This is a genomic window from Mesorhizobium sp. P160187, assembly GCF_057766425.1.
In genome coordinates, this window is record NZ_JBYMDX010000003.1 from 124,344 (window position 1) to 140,390 (window position 16,047).

16 protein-coding genes are annotated in these 16,047 nt (G+C 63.2%); 6 read left to right on the top strand and 10 right to left on the bottom strand.

The genetic code is table 11. The features are described 5' to 3' along the window. Positions 1–58: 58 nt before the first annotated feature. The gene (locus AC3CCE_RS03840) at positions 59–736 is read right to left on the bottom strand and encodes a PadR family transcriptional regulator (RefSeq protein ID WP_488377102.1); all 678 of its coding nucleotides are present in this window, start codon (positions 734–736) and stop codon (positions 59–61) included. Positions 737–1,008: 272 nt separating this feature from the next. On the opposite strand from AC3CCE_RS03840, the gene AC3CCE_RS03845 reads away from it, so the two are divergent. After that, complete coding sequence (locus tag AC3CCE_RS03845) at positions 1,009–1,266, top strand: DUF2798 domain-containing protein (protein WP_352626138.1); 258 nt, start codon at positions 1,009–1,011, stop codon at positions 1,264–1,266. A gap of 45 nt (positions 1,267–1,311) precedes the next feature. On the opposite strand, the gene AC3CCE_RS03850 is transcribed toward AC3CCE_RS03845, so the two are convergent. The 5 genes from AC3CCE_RS03850 to AC3CCE_RS03870 all read right to left on the bottom strand — a co-directional run bounded on the left by AC3CCE_RS03850 (position 1,312) and on the right by AC3CCE_RS03870 (position 7,163). Further along, entirely contained in the window at positions 1,312–1,692 is a 381-nt protein-coding gene (locus AC3CCE_RS03850; RefSeq protein WP_352626137.1) for a thiol-disulfide oxidoreductase DCC family protein, read from the bottom strand. Positions 1,693–1,761: 69 nt separating this feature from the next. Then, the gene (locus AC3CCE_RS03855; protein WP_023672447.1) at positions 1,762–2,055 is read right to left on the bottom strand and encodes a GYD domain-containing protein; all 294 of its coding nucleotides are present in this window, start codon (positions 2,053–2,055) and stop codon (positions 1,762–1,764) included. 190 nt (positions 2,056–2,245) lie between these two features. Then, entirely contained in the window at positions 2,246–4,270 is a 2,025-nt protein-coding gene (gene rpoD / locus AC3CCE_RS03860; protein WP_023672446.1) for an RNA polymerase sigma factor RpoD, read from the bottom strand. A gap of 412 nt (positions 4,271–4,682) precedes the next feature. Beyond that, a complete protein-coding gene (gene dnaG / locus AC3CCE_RS03865; protein WP_023697080.1) occupies positions 4,683–6,623 on the bottom strand; it encodes a DNA primase in 1,941 nt (646 codons plus the stop codon). Positions 6,624–6,794: 171 nt separating this feature from the next. Continuing rightward, complete coding sequence (locus AC3CCE_RS03870) at positions 6,795–7,163, bottom strand: RcnB family protein (protein ID WP_023672444.1); 369 nt, start codon at positions 7,161–7,163, stop codon at positions 6,795–6,797. A 388-nt stretch (positions 7,164–7,551) separates the two neighbouring features. On the opposite strand from AC3CCE_RS03870, the gene AC3CCE_RS03875 reads away from it, so the two are divergent. Together AC3CCE_RS03875 and AC3CCE_RS03880 are read left to right on the top strand one after the other, a co-directional pair. Next, on the top strand, positions 7,552–9,216 hold the full coding sequence (locus tag AC3CCE_RS03875) for a Na/Pi cotransporter family protein (RefSeq protein WP_023691517.1): 1,665 nt from the start codon (positions 7,552–7,554) through the stop codon (positions 9,214–9,216). 93 nt (positions 9,217–9,309) lie between these two features. Then, entirely contained in the window at positions 9,310–10,491 is a 1,182-nt protein-coding gene (locus AC3CCE_RS03880; RefSeq protein ID WP_023689752.1) for an MFS transporter, read from the top strand. Between the two features lie 7 nt (positions 10,492–10,498). Here AC3CCE_RS03880 and AC3CCE_RS03885 read toward each other — a convergent pair whose 3' ends face one another. Beyond that, complete coding sequence (locus AC3CCE_RS03885; protein ID WP_352626136.1) at positions 10,499–11,056, bottom strand: GNAT family N-acetyltransferase; 558 nt, start codon at positions 11,054–11,056, stop codon at positions 10,499–10,501. Between the two features lie 110 nt (positions 11,057–11,166). After that, complete coding sequence (locus AC3CCE_RS03890) at positions 11,167–11,616, bottom strand: GatB/YqeY domain-containing protein (RefSeq protein WP_031197556.1); 450 nt, start codon at positions 11,614–11,616, stop codon at positions 11,167–11,169. A 258-nt stretch (positions 11,617–11,874) separates the two neighbouring features. Between AC3CCE_RS03890 and carA the strand changes: the two genes are divergently transcribed. From carA to AC3CCE_RS03905, 3 genes are all read left to right on the top strand, one after another. Further along, positions 11,875–13,092, top strand: a complete 1,218-nt coding sequence (gene carA, locus AC3CCE_RS03895; protein ID WP_352626135.1) for a glutamine-hydrolyzing carbamoyl-phosphate synthase small subunit — start codon at positions 11,875–11,877, stop codon at positions 13,090–13,092. A 63-nt stretch (positions 13,093–13,155) separates the two neighbouring features. Beyond that, complete coding sequence (locus AC3CCE_RS03900) at positions 13,156–13,407, top strand: type II toxin-antitoxin system RelE family toxin (protein WP_352626134.1); 252 nt, start codon at positions 13,156–13,158, stop codon at positions 13,405–13,407. An 11-nt stretch (positions 13,408–13,418) separates the two neighbouring features. After that, the gene (locus AC3CCE_RS03905) at positions 13,419–13,802 is read left to right on the top strand and encodes a helix-turn-helix domain-containing protein (protein ID WP_023748195.1); all 384 of its coding nucleotides are present in this window, start codon (positions 13,419–13,421) and stop codon (positions 13,800–13,802) included. Between the two features lie 9 nt (positions 13,803–13,811). Here the strand turns inward: AC3CCE_RS03905 and AC3CCE_RS03910 are convergent, their stop codons facing one another. Both AC3CCE_RS03910 and AC3CCE_RS03915 read right to left on the bottom strand, forming a co-directional pair. Then, the gene (locus AC3CCE_RS03910) at positions 13,812–14,732 is read right to left on the bottom strand and encodes an aldo/keto reductase (RefSeq protein ID WP_352626133.1); all 921 of its coding nucleotides are present in this window, start codon (positions 14,730–14,732) and stop codon (positions 13,812–13,814) included. Next, positions 14,729–15,994 carry a TCR/Tet family MFS transporter gene (locus AC3CCE_RS03915; protein WP_352510511.1) on the bottom strand — a complete coding sequence of 422 codons (1,266 nt, stop codon included), beginning with the start codon at positions 15,992–15,994 and terminating at the stop codon, positions 14,729–14,731. Before AC3CCE_RS03915 ends, AC3CCE_RS03910 begins: the two co-directional genes overlap by 4 nt. Between the last annotated feature and the right edge of the window lie 53 nt (positions 15,995–16,047).

Genomic DNA, 16,047 nt, shown 5'->3' on the forward strand with positions numbered 1-16,047 from the left:
TGCAGGATGATTTTCAGTACCGTTCCTCAGTCGAACGGGCAAGCGTTCTCGCCAGGTGTCAACCGCGCGATAGCGCTTCCAGGGCTTCAGCGGCGGCTTCCAGGACTGCAATCGCCTCGGCCTGCTTTTCAGCCGGCGCGTCGACGAGATCGCCGAGCGCGGCACGCAGCCGGTGGCGCACGGCGCGGAACTCCTCGCGGGCTTCCGAGCGACCCCGTCCACCACGCCGTCCGCCTTCCTCGCCGTCGTCGTTCCAGCCGAACCAGTCCCGCGCTTTCGCCATCTTGCGGCCGAAGCGCTCGAGATGCTCCAGCACGCCGTCGATCATCTCGCGGTTCTCGGCGAGATGCGCCTGGCCCGCCTCGGTGATCGAAAACACCTTCTTGTTGCCGTCAGCGGCTGAAGCCGCATAGCCGGCCTCTTCCAGGAAGGTCAGCGTCGGATAGACGACGCCCGGGCTCGGGCTGTAGATGCCGCTGGTGCGCTCCTCCAGCGCCTTGATGATGTCGTAGCCGTGGCGCGGCGCCTCGGCCAGCAATGACAGCGTGATCAGCTTGAGATCGCCGTCGGCCAGCATGCGCCCGGCGCGAAACATGTCGCCCGGGCCGCCGCGTCCACCGCCACGTCCGCCGTGGCCGAACGGACCAAAGCCGCCGCCCCCTCTTCCACCAAATTTGCCTGCCATGTGCAGGAATGCGCGCTCGGCGCGCTCGCCAAAGGAATGATGTCTGTGCACGAATTGCTCCTTGAGTTATATCTTACGATACATCTTAATTAGGCTTACCCCGCCGACGAGTCAAGATATATCTTACGATGTATCTAAAGGCGGCGCCAGAAGGTTGATTTCGCCGCCGCCGGCAGCTAGAAAGCGCGTGAGGGCCAAAACCTCTCCGTAAGCGTCTGACGTCAAGCAACGCATCCACCCCGGTCTTTCCGGGCAGTTCCGCCGGAAACCCGGCGCAATGGATGCCAAATGCGACGGACCGGATGTTTCAGGAAAATCCAAAAATGACCACGACCCGTAAGCGCGGCAAGCTGCCGGCGCGCTATGCCGCGATCGTCAGCCCGCTGGTGCTGTCGCTGCTGATGACCTTCATCTTCTCGTTCATATCGACGCTGAAAAGCCTTGGACTGCAACCTGATTTGCCGGCTGTCTGGCTCACTGCCTGGGGCCTGTCCTGGCTGGTAGCGTTCCCAACGTTGCTCATGGTGCTGCCGGCGGTGCGCCGCATTGTCGGCTGGCTTTGCGAGCCGGCGTCCCGGTAACGCCCAGGACGGCAAGGCCCGCAGATATCTTCGGGCCTTGCCTCGCTACCAGCGACCCTTGCGCCGGTTCCAGGCATAGAGAAGATCGGCGAAACGATCATAGGCCAAGCGTGTCAGCGGCAGCGCGACCGGATTGCCGAAGAGCGTCGCCAGCCAGCCCTCGCCCGGCGTCGCCCGCCAGACGGCAACCGCGACATCGGCGCCGACCAGCAGCCTGCCTTCGGCATCGGTGGCATGCAGCCGGCGGCGTATGTCCTCCAGCGAGGCGCCGTAGCCAGAGAGCGCCGCCGGTTCGAGGTTGATGTCGCGGAATTCGATCCGCCCGGCCTTGATCGCCTCGATCAGCCACCGTTTCTGCCTGGTGATGCCGCCATCGCAGACGGGGCAGCGTGTGTTGTACCAGACGGTCAGCGCAGGCTTGGACATGGCGCGACTATCGCCCTGACGGCACGGCCCCGCAATATGACGCCGAGCCGCACGGACCCACGCCCAGCGCTATCCAAGCGAGGTGACGATCTCGCGATAGGCAAATTCCGGGAAAGCCTTGAGCGTTCGCGTCTTGACGCTGCCACCCGTTGCCAGCATCAGGGCGAAACGAGCAAGCACAGCATCGTCGGGCGCCTCGATAATCGCCACCATGTCATATTCGCCCATAGTCAGGTAAAACGCCTTGAACGAGCCGCCCATGTCGGCCAGTTGCTTCTTGGCGGCATCGAGCCGCTTCGGCGACTCTCGGATATTTCTGGCGCCCTGTTCCGTCCAGTTCATCAGCAGGATGTAGGTTGTCATCACACACCTCCCTCCGGCGCCACGGAGCACGGCTGAGGACATCAGCCGGGGCGGACATCCGGTTTTTCGCCCAGAACATGCATCCGACCAGGCAAGTATCCTCCCGACGGAGATGGGCGACAAGAGCCTTCACCCGGCAACAAAAAGGGCGCCATCGGCGCCCTTTTCGAATGCTGGTCTGTTGCCGGTATCAGCTGTCGAGGAAGCTCCTCAGCTTGCGGCTCCGGCTCGGGTGCTTGAGCTTGCGCAGCGCCTTGGCTTCGATCTGGCGGATACGCTCGCGCGTCACCGAGAACTGCTGGCCGACTTCTTCCAGCGTGTGGTCGGTGTTCATGCCGATGCCGAAGCGCATGCGCAGCACCCGCTCCTCGCGCGGCGTCAGCGAGGCGAGCACCCGCGTGGTGGTCTCGCGCAGATTGGCTTGGATCGCCGCATCGATCGGCAGGATCGCCATCTTGTCCTCGATGAAATCGCCCAGATGCGAATCCTCTTCGTCACCCACAGGGGTTTCGAGCGAGATCGGCTCCTTGGCGATCTTCAACACCTTGCGCACTTTTTCGAGCGGCATTGCGAGCTTTTCTGCCAGTTCCTCCGGCGTCGGCTCGCGGCCGATTTCATGCAGCATCTGGCGCGACGTGCGCACGATCTTGTTGATCGTTTCGATCATGTGCACCGGGATGCGGATGGTGCGCGCCTGGTCGGCGATCGAACGCGTGATCGCCTGCCGGATCCACCATGTCGCGTAGGTCGAGAACTTGTAGCCGCGGCGGTATTCGAATTTGTCGACCGCCTTCATCAAGCCGATATTGCCTTCCTGGATCAGGTCGAGGAACTGCAGGCCGCGATTGGTATATTTCTTGGCGATGGAGATGACGAGGCGCAGATTGGCCTCGACCATTTCCTTCTTGGCGATCGCGGCTTCGCGCTCGCCCTTCTGCACCTGGTTGACGATCTTGCGGAATTCCAGGATTGAGATCGCCGTCTCGGTTGCGAGGTTCTGGATTTCCGAACGCAGATCCTTGATCGCGTCTTTCTCGTTCTTGGTGAATTCCTTCCAACCGCGCGAGGTCAGGTTGCCGATCGAGCGCGTCCAGTTCGGGTCGAGCTCGGAGCCCTGATATTCCTTGAGGAACTCCTCGCGGCGCACGCCATAGCTTTCGGCCAGGCGCAGCAGCTTGCCTTCGTTCTGCACCAGCCGCTTGTTGATGTCGTAGAGCTGCTCGACCAGCGCCTCGATGCGCGCCGTGTTGAGCGACAGCGACTTCACCGCCTTGATCAGCTGGTCCTTCAGCTCCTTCAGGCGGCGGTCCTGGCTTGGCGACAGCGTGCCGGTCGCGGCCAGACGGTTCTCGACCTGCTGGTCCTGCAGCTTGCGCAGCTTCTTGTAGGTGTCGGCGATGACGTCGAGCGTCTCCATCACCTGCGGGCGCAGTTCCGCTTCCATCGCCGCCAGCGACAGGCTCGCCTCGTCCTCGTCTTCCTCGTCGTCATCGACCAGGCCGCGCGTGTCGGCGCCGACATTGGTGATGTCGTCTTCCTCGTCGCGTCCACGCCTCGGCTTGTCCTCGGCCTTGGGCGCCTCCTCGATGCGCTCGACCACCGGCGCCTGCTTGGCTTCGGGGCCGGCATAGGTGGCTTCGAGGTCGATGATCTCGCGCAGCAGGATCTTGGATTCGTTGAGCTCGTCACGCCAGATGATGATGGCCTGGAAGGTCAGCGGGCTTTCGCAGAGGCCCGCAATCATCGTCTCGCGGCCGGCCTCGATGCGCTTGGCGATCGCGATTTCGCCCTCGCGCGACAGGAGCTCGACCGAGCCCATCTCGCGCAGATACATGCGCACCGGGTCATCGGTGCGGTCGGTCGGCTCTTTCTTGGTGGTCGTGGCGGCGACGGCGGTGCCGGTCTGCTCGGCCAGCTCGTTGGCGTCTTCCTCGGCGTCGGCATTGCTGTCGGCGGCCTCGGGCTCCTCGCTCTGATCGTCGTCCTCGACCACGTTGATGCCCATGTCGGACAGCATCGCATTGATGTCTTCGATGCGGTCCGGATCGGTCTCTTCCGACGGCAGCACCGCGTTCAGCTCGTCGAGAGTCACATAGCCGCGCTTCTTTGCGGCCTTGATCATCTTCTTGACAGCATCATCGGAAAGGTCGAGCAGAGGCCCATCGGTGGCGCCTTCACGTTCGGTCTCGACCTCTTCCTTTTCCTTTGTCGCCATAGTCTTTATCTTCTCCTAGCGGCCGAGCATCGAAGCCGCGTAGCTGCCGCACCGGTCAAACTACATGCGCTGGTGGCGCTTAACCGGGCCGGTAACCGAATCAACTCTTTTGTTTGTTCATATCGTGCCCCCAAAACCGGTTTTCACTTTTGGGCGATATGCATTAAGTCCAGATTAACCCTGATATCTGTGGCAGGCTGACAGCCTGTCCAGTGATCAGCACCTCGCGTCATTGCATTTCCATCGACGCCGGCGCGGGTTAAGGTTTCGAATCGTCCTGATTCCGTCATTCTGCCAGAAGGTCAAGCGCCTCTCGCATGATTCGCATCAAAAAAGCGAATCAATTACCCGACTTAGAGGCGTCGATTCGACGCGCAGCACGTACATCATCCATTCTTGCGCAGGTTTCGACCTACACGCGCCCACCCCTGCCCGAGGACACACCGAAGCCTTCGATCAGCGCTTCCGTTGCTTGTACATCACGGAATTGCGCCTGAATCTCGATGAGGTGCCGGTAGTTTTCGTCAGTGGGATCGCTGGCGAGCGCTGCTTCCGCCTGTTTCAGCTCCTTATGTAAGGTGCGCGCGCTGCGCTGCAAGTGCAGCGCCTGGCTGAAGGCGTCGCGGGCATCGTCAAGCGCTGCGGTTTCCAGCGCGGGCCATTGCCTGGCCCGTTGGATGAGCGCCACGGCGCGCCCCCAGATATCGCTGCAGCCGGCACGTTCGATGGTGGCGATCACCGCGCTACGGTCATTGGCCATGTCGTGCGCCATCGCATCGAGGATGGCGGCGTGCAGCCGCTGCAGATCGGTGTTGGCGAGATCGAGGAACTCGACATGGGCGAAGTTCTCGTCGATCAGCGCCGGATGGTTGACGAGGGCTACGATGATCGTCGCCTCGCGCACCGACATCATCTCGCCACCGCGTTTGACCATGGCGGAGCGGCCGAGGCTTTCGGTGATCGCGGCGCGCGCGCCTGCCCCGCTGCCTTTGGCGAACTGTCCGCCGGGTGCGGGCGTTTTGCCCTGCCCCGGTTTCCAGTCCTGGCGACCTTGCCGCACTTCGCGCTGGGCGCTGAAGAAGGTCAGCTCCCGCTCGCGCATCCACTGCTGGTAGTGGTAGCGCTGGCTCTCATCGCGGATGCGGCTGGTCAGTTCGCGCAGCGTCTTTGTCAGCCCCGCCCGCCGCTCCGGCGTGTCGAAGACGCCACCGGATGTCTCACGCATCCACAACAAATCAGCGAGAGGCCGCGCTTCCGCCAGCACGGCACGAAACGCGTCCGGCCCTTCTGCCTTGACCAGATCGTCGGGATCCTTGCCCTCCGGCAACAGCGCAAAGCGCACCGACCGCCCGGCCTGCACCGACGGCAGCGCGAGATCCGCGGCGCGCCACGCCGCCTTCAGCCCGGCCTGGTCGCCGTCGAAGCACAGCATCGGCTCAGGCGCCATGCGCCACAGAAGTTCGAGCTGGTTTTCGGTGAGCGCGGTGCCGAGCGGCGCCACGGCATTCTCGAAGCCGGCCTGCGCCAGCGCAATCACGTCCATATAGCCTTCGACGGCAATCACCGTGCCGCCTTTCGCCAGCGCTTTGCGGGCGCGGGCGAAATTGTAGAGCACGTTGCCCTTGTGGAAGAGCTCCGTGTCGGGCGAATTCATGTATTTGGCCAGCGCATCGGGCGCCAGTGCGCGGCCGCCAAAGGCGATGATCTTGCCGCGCGAATCCGGGATCGGGAACATGATGCGATCGCGGAACCAGTCATAGGAGACCGGGATGTCGTCGCCATGACGCACCAGCCCGCAGGCCTCGATGTCGGCCTTGGGCACACCCTTGGCGGCAAGATGTTCCTTCAGCGCATTGCGGCTGTCGGGCGCAAAGCCCAGCCGGAACGATTGCTGCGTCGCCGGCGTCAGCCCGCGATCCCTGAGATAGGCGCGGGCTTTTGCACCCTCCGGTCCTTGCAGCCGCTCCTGGAAGAAGGCAGTCGCCATCTCCATGACATCGGTCAGACTGGCGCGTTCCTTCTCACGCTGTTCTTCCCGCTCGTCGCGCACCGGCATCGGCACGCCGGCCATGTCGGCGATCTTCTCGACCGCTTCGGGAAAGCTTAATCCGTCGAGCTCGGTCAGGAACTTGAAATGATCGCCCGACACCGAACAGCCGAAACAGTGATAGCGGCCCTTCTTGTCCTCGCAGTGGAAGGAGGGGCTCTTTTCGCCATGGAACGGACAACAGGCCCAATAGTCGCCGCGCGAGGCGTTGGTCTTCTTCCTGTCCCATGCGACGCGCTGGCCGATGACCGATGAAATCGGCACACGGTCGCGTATCTCATCGAGAAAGGCGGGCGGAAAGCGCATTGGGGAACTCGTTTGTCCCTCATATAATCATGCTCGCGGAATCCGACGACCCTTATTGCGGACCATACCCGGTTTCCACAGCCAAAAAGCCCGGTTTCTACAGCCAAAAGAAAGGCGGCCGTTTCGGGCCGCCTCCTTTCAAGTCTCTGCATTGCGCCGGCGAGGCCGGGCTTAATGCGCGGCAATGGCGCCGAAGATGATGCCGGACAGGACGCTGACCAGCACATAGTCGTTGCCGACGCGGATCCATTCCTGGCCGCGGCCGGGGCGATGCAGGCCATAGCGGCCATAATCGCGGATCGGCTGGTGCCGCTTCCAGCTGGAATATTTCTGGCCATTGCGCCAATGGCTGCGCTTGACGACCACCGTCTTCTTCACGACGCGCTTCCTGACATCGACATGCTTGCCGGGCCTCTGCCAGTCGACCCGCGTGTAATTCGACTGCGGTGCGACCGGTGCGTTCACCGGTGCGGCCTGGCCGGTAAGCGAAGTGGCGGCCAGCATCGAGAAAGCGAGGGCGGAAAGAACAACACGTTTCATAGCGGGGCTCCTTGGTTGTCGATGCCTAGGGAATAGCGCCCGAAGGATGAACCGAAACTGAACACTAGCATTACATTTACGTAATGAAATCCGGTGCTTATCCTGGATATTTGAACATCATCGCAAAGGCGATTGCCGGGAGTCCGGCAAACCGGGACGATCCGCTGCCATCACCAGGGATCCGCCATGCAACCATTTGCGCATCCGTCCATTTTCCGACACGCCCTGTCGCGCCGCGACGGCTCTTGAAATCGACAAGATTTTATTACCCGGCTAAAATATTCCGGATATTGTTCAAGACTGTCATGACCATGATTCGCAGCCCCGTTTTCCTCCCTGCACTGCGCGCCCTCCGCGTCGCGGTAGCTGTCTGCGTGCGGGTTTCGAAATGAGCGGCTCCGTCGTCCTGCTGCATCTGGCGGGCGCGGTGGCGCTGATGCTGTTTGCCACCCGCATGGTCAAGACAGGCGTCGAGCGCGCCTATGGCGACGTGCTGCGTCACCGGCTGCGCTCCACCATGCGCAATCCGATCATGGCGGTGCTGGCCGGCTGCGGCCTGTCCATCGCGCTGCAGAGCTCGACCGCCGTCACGCTTCTCGTCGGCTCCTTCGCCGGCGCCGGCATCGTCTCGGGCATGTCGGGCCAATTGGCTGTGCGCGGCGCCGAGATCGGCTCGGCGCTGGTGGTCAAGCTCTTGACCTTCGATCTGACGCTGCTGGTGCCGATCTGCCTCGTCGCCGGCACGGTCATGTTCATGGCCACCGAGCGGCGCGATTGGCGCCAGTTCGGCCGTATCCTGGTCGGCATCGGCCTTCTGGTACTGTCGCTGGAAATGATCGGCCAGGCGTCGGAGCCGCTGCGGCAGAGCACGCTGATGCCGCTCATCATCGAATATTTCTCCAGCGACTACGTCACCGCCTATCTGCTCGCCGCGCTCGTTACCTGGCTCTTCCACTCCTCGATCGCCGCCGTGCTTTTGATGGTGACGCTGGCCGGCCGCGGCTTCATCCCGCCCGAACTCGGCATCGTGCTGGTGCTCGGCGTCAATCTCGGCTCGTCGATCATCGCGCCGCTGCTCACCCGAAGTGCCGAACCTGGCGTGCGCGTCGTGCCGATCGGCAATCTGTTGATGCGCGGCATGGGCTCGCTGATGATGCTGATCCTGTTCATGACGCTGAAGCCGCCGGTCGCCTTCCTCGGCGCCACCGTGCCCGACCAGATCGTCAACGCCCACATCCTGTTCAATGTGCTGATCCTGCTCGCCGGCCTGCCGCTTGCCAGCCTGATCTATCGTGCCTCTGAGAAGATCGTCGCAATGGGCACCAAGCCAGCGCCGGCTACAGAGCTCGATGTGGTCGAACTCTCCGCCCTCAACGACGGCGCGCTCGACGTTCCGAGCCAGGCGCTGGCCAACGCCACCCGCGAGGTGGTGCGCGTCTGCGAGACGGTCGAGATCATGCTCAAGCGCATCATCGAGCTGTATGAAAGCGCCGACGGCGACAAGATCAAGGCGCTGGCCGCCCTTGACGACCGCGTCGACAGGAAGCACGCGGCGATCAAGCTCTATCTGGCCAAATTGACCAGGAACTCGCTCACAGAGGACGAGGCGCTGCGCTGCCAGGAGCTGATAGGCGCCTGCGTCAAGCTCGAGCAGGTCGGCGACATCATCGTGCGCAACATGCTGGTGCATGTGAAGAAGAAGTTCGAGCGCGGGCTGGAGTTCACGCCCGAGGGCTGGAGCGAGCTGCTCGCCTTTCACACCTCGGTGCTGGCCAATGCCAGGCTTGCTTTCAACGTGCTGGTGTCGCGCGACCCTGAGACCGCCCGCCAGCTGGTGCTGGAAAAGGACCGGCTGCGCGACCGCGAAAAGGAAACCAGCGCCAGCCATTTCGTGCGCCTGCGCGACGGCACCGCCAAGAGCGTCGAAACAAGTTCCATCCACCTCGACACCATCCGCGACCTGAAGCAGATCAACTCGCTGCTGGCGTCGATGGCCTACCCGGTGCTGGAAGAGCGGGGGTTGCTGGGTGGGTCGCGGTTGAAGGCAAGCTGATCAAGAAAACCTAAAGCGGCGTCGATAATTTCTGCATTGCCCACGAACCCCATCCATGGTTTGAGGCGACCTTATCCGAGGATCGCTTCCGTCATGCTCCCGCTCATTGCCCTGTTCATTGCCGCCTTTGCTTTCGGCACCACCGAATTCGTCATCGCCGGTGTATTGCCGCAAGTGGCCGACGGCCTTGGCGTTTCGATCCCGACCTCCGGCTATCTCGTCTCAGGCTATGCCGGCGGCATCGCGATTGGCGGGCCATTGCTGGCGCTCGCCACCAAGGGCATTTCCCGCAAGACGCTGCTGCTTTGCCTGACCGTCGCCTTCACCATCGGCCAGGCCGCTTGCGCGCTGGCGCCCGATTTTACCTCGATGCTGCTCTTGCGCATTGCGGTCGCCGTCGCACACGGCGCCTATTTCGGCGTCGCCATGGTGGTGGCGGTCGGCCTCGTGCCCGAGGACAAGCGCGGCATGGCCGTGGCTGTGATCCTCTCCGGCCTCACAGTATCCAATGTCATCGGCGTGCCGGCCGGCACCGCAATCGGCAATCTCTGGGGCTGGCGCGCCACCTTCTGGGTGATGTGCGCGCTGGGCGTGGTGGCGTTTGCCGCCATGGCCGCCCTCCTGCCGCGCAAAACGGGCGCATCGAGTCCATCCACCAGCCTTGGCAGCGAGGTTCGCGTGCTGGCGCGCCAGCAAGTCTGGACCTCGCTGATCCTGATGCTGATGTTGATGATCGGCCAGTTCGGCCTGTTCACCTACATCACCCCGACACTGCTTGAGGTGACCCATCTCGACGAGGGCCTGATCCCCTGGGTGCTGCTGCTCAACGGCGTCGGCGCCACCGTCGGCGTCTTTCTCGGCGGCAAGCTTTCCGACTGGAAGCTGATGCCGTCGCTGATCACAATGCTTGCGCTGCAGGCGGTGATGTTGGGCGTGATCTATGCCGTCAGCCCCTACCCCGTGCCGATGGTCATCGCCATCGTTATCTGGGGTGGCCTCAACTTCGCCATAGGCACGCCGATCCAGACCCGCATCCTGGCCTGGACGGCGGACGCCTCCAACCTCGCCTCCTCGCTCATCCCCTCCGGCTTCAATGTCGGCATCGCGCTCGCCGCGTCGCTGGGCGCTGCCATGCTCAATGCCGGCTACGGCTATCGCAGCCTGCCGGTTGTGGGCGCTGCCGCCATGCTGGTGGCGGTGGTGGTGGCACTTGCCTCCTACATGTGGGAGGGGCGCAGCCGGGCAGCGCCGCCGCTGCAGGCAGCGGCCGAATAGCGTCGGACTACAAATCGATCCGGAACAACAAACTCTCGGAGCCGCCATACGCGGCGTCCTTGATGAACGGACCGACCACACGGCCGCCATTGGCCAGCACCACCTTCTGCGAGGCCGGATTGTCGAGGTCGGTGGTGAGCTCGACATATGGCAAACCAACAGCCCTCGCCTCGTCCAGCATCAGCCGCAGCGCCTCGGTCGCATAGCCTCGTCCGCGCTTCCACGGCACCACGGCATAGCCGATATGGCCGAGCACATGCGACGGCAGTGCGGCCGTACCCGGCTGCCAGCGAAAGCCGATCGAGCCGGCGGCCTCGCCGTCCCAGATCCAGCGCCGGAAGCCCGGCAGCCGCGGCACTGTCGTGCCGTCCGGCAAGGTAATCGGGCCTCCTTTGGCCTCGGGATCGTCGAGGCTGGCAAGGAACGCCGCGGGATCCTCGTCGATCGCCGCAAGTTGCTCGCGCGTCGCTTCCATCAGCCGGACATTGTCCGGCGACCAGCCACGCTCGAGCGCCGCCTTGTAGGAGGGCAGATGTTCGAGCGTGGGTTTGACGATTTCGATCATGGTGGGTGTCTCCGGCAGGTCAAGGCTTGGCTCGCTTAAGCCGGTGCGGACCGTTTCTTGCCCAGAGGTAATGCCCCTGCTCTCCTTCGCCATTGAAGTGGTGTCGGCTCCTACTGCAGCAGGCCTTTGACGATGCCGCTGGCCTTGCCGAAATCCATCTGGCCGGCATATTTCTGCTTCAGCACAGCGATCACCTTGCCCATGTCCTTCTGACTGGTCGCACCGGTAGCAGTGATCGCTTCGCGCGCCGCTGCAGTCACCGCCGCCTCGTCCAGCTGCGTCGGCAGGAAGCCGCGGATGATCTCCATCTCGCCACGCTCCTGCGCCGCCAGTTCCGGGCGCTTGCCGTCCTCGAACGCCTTGGCCGATTCCTCGCGCTGCTTCACCATTTTGGCCAGGATCTGCAAGATCTCCTCGTCGCTGGCGGGATCCTTGGCCGAGCCGCGATTGGCGATGTCGCGGTCGTGAATGGCGGCCTGGATGAGCCGCAGCGTCGGCAGCCGGTGCTTGTCCTGCGCCTTCATCGCGCTCTTCAGGGATTCGGCGATTTTTGCGCGCATGATGCTTTCTCCTTCGAACGGTGCGGACAATAACGGTGGCGAACTCGTAAAGCAAACACGCCAAGCCTCTGATATTGTTCGACGAAACAAATGCCCGCCGTTTTGGCCCGGCATCATTGACCGCTCTGGCGCCTTCCCCTATGTACTCGGCCTTGCATAAGACAAAGAATTGAAGCGCGCAGGCTCGAGAGATCGGCCGCGCCGTTTGCTGCGCAGATGGCCCGCCATCGAAGCGCGCAGCGTGACAGGAGCGTCGCCATGGCCGAGATGACCCCCGAACTGACCCCGCCTTGGGCAACCGAAAAGCCGACCGCCGTCCTGGTGCTGGCCGACGGCACCGTCATCGAGGGTCGCGGCCTCGGCGCCACCGGTTCCGCCGTTGCCGAAGTCTGCTTCAACACCGCGCTCACCGGCTACCAGGAAATCCTCACCGACCCGTCCTATGCCGGCCAGATCGTCACCTTCACCTTCCCGCATATCGGCAATATCGGCACCAATGACGAGGACATCGAGGACTTGAACCCGGTCGCCCGTGCCGGCGCCGTCGGCGCGGTGTTCAAGGCCGATGTCACCAACCCGTCCAACTACCGCGCCGGCACTGGGCTGGACCAGTGGCTGAAGAAGCGCGGCATCGTCGCGCTGTCGGGCATCGACACCCGGGCGCTGACCGCGCTGATCCGCGAAAAGGGCATGCCCAATGCCGTCATTGCGCACGTGCCCGACGGCATCTTCGACATCGACGATTTGAAGCGGCGCGCCGCCGCCTGGTCGGGCCTGATCGGGCTTGACCTCGCCAAGGAAGTCACCTCCGGCCAGTCCTCGGTCTGGCGTGAAACGCCCTGGGTGTGGAACGAAGGCTTTGGCGAACAGGCCGAGCCGTCGATGCACGTCGTCGCCGTCGACTACGGCGTCAAGCGTAACATCCTTCGCCTGCTTTCCGGCCTCGGCGCCAAGGTCACCGTGGTTCCGGCCGGTACCGGTTCGGAAGAAATCCTAGCCATGCAGCCCGACGGCATCTTCCTCTCCAACGGCCCCGGCGACCCGGAAGCCACCGGCGACTACGCCGTGCCGGTCATCCAGAACCTGCTCAAGACCGACATCCCGGTATTCGGCATCTGCCTCGGCCACCAGATGCTGGCCCTGGCGCTCGGCGGCAAGACCGCAAAGATGCACCAGGGCCATCACGGCGCCAACCACCCGGTCAAGGATCACACCACCGGCAAGGTCGAGATCGTCTCGATGAACCACGGCTTTGCCGTCGATGCCGACTCGCTGCCAGATGGCGTCGAGGAAACCCATGTCTCGCTGTTCGATGGCTCGAACTGCGGCATCGCGCTGACCGGCCGTCCGGTGTTCTCGGTCCAGCATCACCCCGAGGCTTCGCCCGGTCCGCAGGACTCGCATTATCTGTTCCGCCGTTTCGTCAATCTGATCCGCGAAAAGCGCGGCGAGGAACTGCTGGCCGAACGGGCCTGAGCCCTCTATGTACCAGTGATAATATCGCTTAACCTCGAGCGATAAATCTGCGATATTGCGCGAGTGAAGACGATCCTCCTCTCGGTGTCGGCAGCTCGCGATCTCGACAACCTGCCGGCCGATGTCCGCGAGCAGGTCTCTGAAGGTTTGAACACTTATGCCATCAGCGGGCGTGGCGATGTAAAACGTCTTGCCGGCCGAGACGGTTACAGACTTCGGATCGGTCGCTACCGCGTTATATTTGATGAAGATCGCACGACAATCCTAGCGATCTACATCGGCAAGCGCGAAACGACGACCTACAGCCGGCCATAGGACAGCACATCATGAACGCTCCGCAAATCATAAGGACTTCAACCGGGGAAGAACTGGTCGTCATCCCGAAGGCTGACTACGAGGCATTGCTGCATGCCGCCGAAGAAGCCAGAGAAGACGCTGCGGATGTGGCGATCTACGATGAGCGGAAGGCCGAGTTCAAAACTGAAAAGCCCCTGCCCGCCGAGGTGACCATGGATATTTTGCGAGGTTCCAGCCGGCTCAAGGCGCTGCGCAACTGGCGCAAGCTGACGCAGGCCGAGTTGGCTGATGCCATCGGAGTCAGCCAGGGCTTCCTGTCGGACCTTGAATCCAATCGCCGCAAGCCATCGGCGCAAACCAGCACCATGCTGTCGAAGGCATTGGACGTGCCCAGCGAATGGATCGAAGCCTAGTATCTGACCTTACGCCACCGGCCGGCCTTCGCTGGCCTCCAGTATGGCGAACCATTGCTGGCGGTCGAGGCTGATCTCCAGCGCCTTGACCATGGCGGCCAGCCGCTCGGGCTTCATCGTGCCCAGCACCGGCGCCAGCCGCGCCGGATGACGCAGCAGCCAGGCGATGGCGACGGCGGCGAGGTCGCCGGCGCCGATCTCGGCAGCCACCGCCGCGATTGCCGCCCTGACCCGCGCCTCGCGCCCTTCCTTGCCGGTGAACAGCAAGCCGCCGCCGAGCGGTGACCAGACCATCGGCGCATAACCATGCCTATGCGCGTGATCGAGGCTGCCATCGGTCAGCGCATTGGTTTTCAGCACCGACATCTCGATCTGGTTGGTGGCCAAGGCAAACGGCAGCCGTGAAGCCAGAAGGTCGAACTGCGACGGCGTGAAGTTGGAGACCCCGACCGCCCTCACCTTGCCTGACTTGACCAGCCCGGCAAGGGCCGCCGCCGTCTCGTCGGCATCCATCAGCGGATCCGGCCGGTGCAGCAGCAACAGGTCGAGATAGTCAGTGCCGAGATTGGCGAGCGAACGGTCGACCGAGGCCGCAATATGGGCCGCACTGGTGTCGTAATGCTTCAGCCGGTTCTGAGGCCGGTTGGCCGATGCCAGAATGATGTCGCATTTCGAGATCAGCTCGATGCTGTCGCGCTTGCCCTTCCAGCGCGACAAGCCGGCGCCAAAGGCAGCTTCCACCTGGTGATGCCCGTAAATATCGGCATGGTCGAAGCTGGTAAGGCCGAGATCGACCGCAGTGCCGATCAGCCGCGCGACCTGATCGGCGTCCGGGCGCGCGGCGCTGTCGAGCAGGCGCCAGGCGCCGAACACCAGCCGCGACAGCGACAAACCGTCCTTGGTCAGCTTTATGCGGCTGTCATGGCTCATATCTGGGCTCCATCTTCCGCAGCGCCGGTGGCAACGCTTTTCACCGCCGTCGGCCTCGCAACTTTCGTTACAAAGACAATGACGGCAAGCGTCAGGAAGCACGCGCCAACCAGATAGGGCGCGCCGCCGAACACCACGGGCGCATTCGGCCCGGTGAACCAGGAAAAGATCGCGGTGTACAGCAGCGGCGTGATGATCGAGGTGATCGAGAAGATCGACGTCATCGCGCCCTGCAATTCGCCTTGCGCCGATGGCGGCACCTTGGCGGCGGCGAGGCTTCTCAGCGGCGGATCGGCCAGTGCTTCCAGGCAGCCGACGACGATCACCGCATAGATCATCCAGCCTTGCGAGGCGAAGGCGTAGCCAAAGGCGCTGGCCGCCGTGAAGGTCAGGCCGATGACCGCCGTCCTCCATTCGCCAAGTTTGGGGATCACGCGCGGCAGCACCGTCGCCATGACGATCGCCCCACACAGGCCGAAGGCGCCGAGCGAGAAGCCGATCTGCTGCTCGCTCCAGCCATAGCGGTAGTTGGACACGAACGACCACACCGCCGGATACATCATGTGGCCGAGCGTCATCAGGAAGAAGGCGAGCCCGATCCAGCCGATGCCCTGATATTGGCGCATCTGCAGCAGCGTGCCGACCGGGTTGGCGCGTTTCCAATCGAAGCGGCGGCGGTGCTTTTCATCGAGCGTTTCAGGCAGGAAGAACATGGCGATGAGGAAGTTCACGAAGGCAAGCCCGGCGGCAAAGTAAAACGGCACCCGCGGCCCGAACGTGCCGAGCAGCCCGCCCAGCACCGGCCCAATGACGAAGCCGACGCCGAAGGCGATGCCGAGCAGACCGAAATTCTTCGCCCGGTTGTCGTCGTTCGAGATGTCGGCAATGAAGGCCGACGTCGTCGAATAGCTGGCGCCCGAAATGCCGGCCAGCACGCGGCCGATGAACAGCATCGGATAGGACCAGGCGATGGCGCAGATCAGATTGTCGATCGAGAATGTAAGCACCGAGGCAAGCAGGATCGGCCGCCGCCCGAAGCGGTCGCTCAATCCACCCATGATTGGCGCGAAGAAGAACTGCATCGCCGCATAGACGAAGAACAGCCAGCCGCCTTCGATCGCCGCTTCGCTGATGCCGACGCCGGAAAGCTCCCTGAGAAAGGCCGGCAACACCGGCATGATCATGCCGAAGCCGATAATGTCGAGCAGCAGCGTGGTGAAGACGAGCGCAAGGCCCCGCCTGGCGGTTTTGGGGTCGATCATGATGGCGTCTGCTCCCTGAGACCGCCCTTGGGCGGGCGCCCGTTATAGGCGAG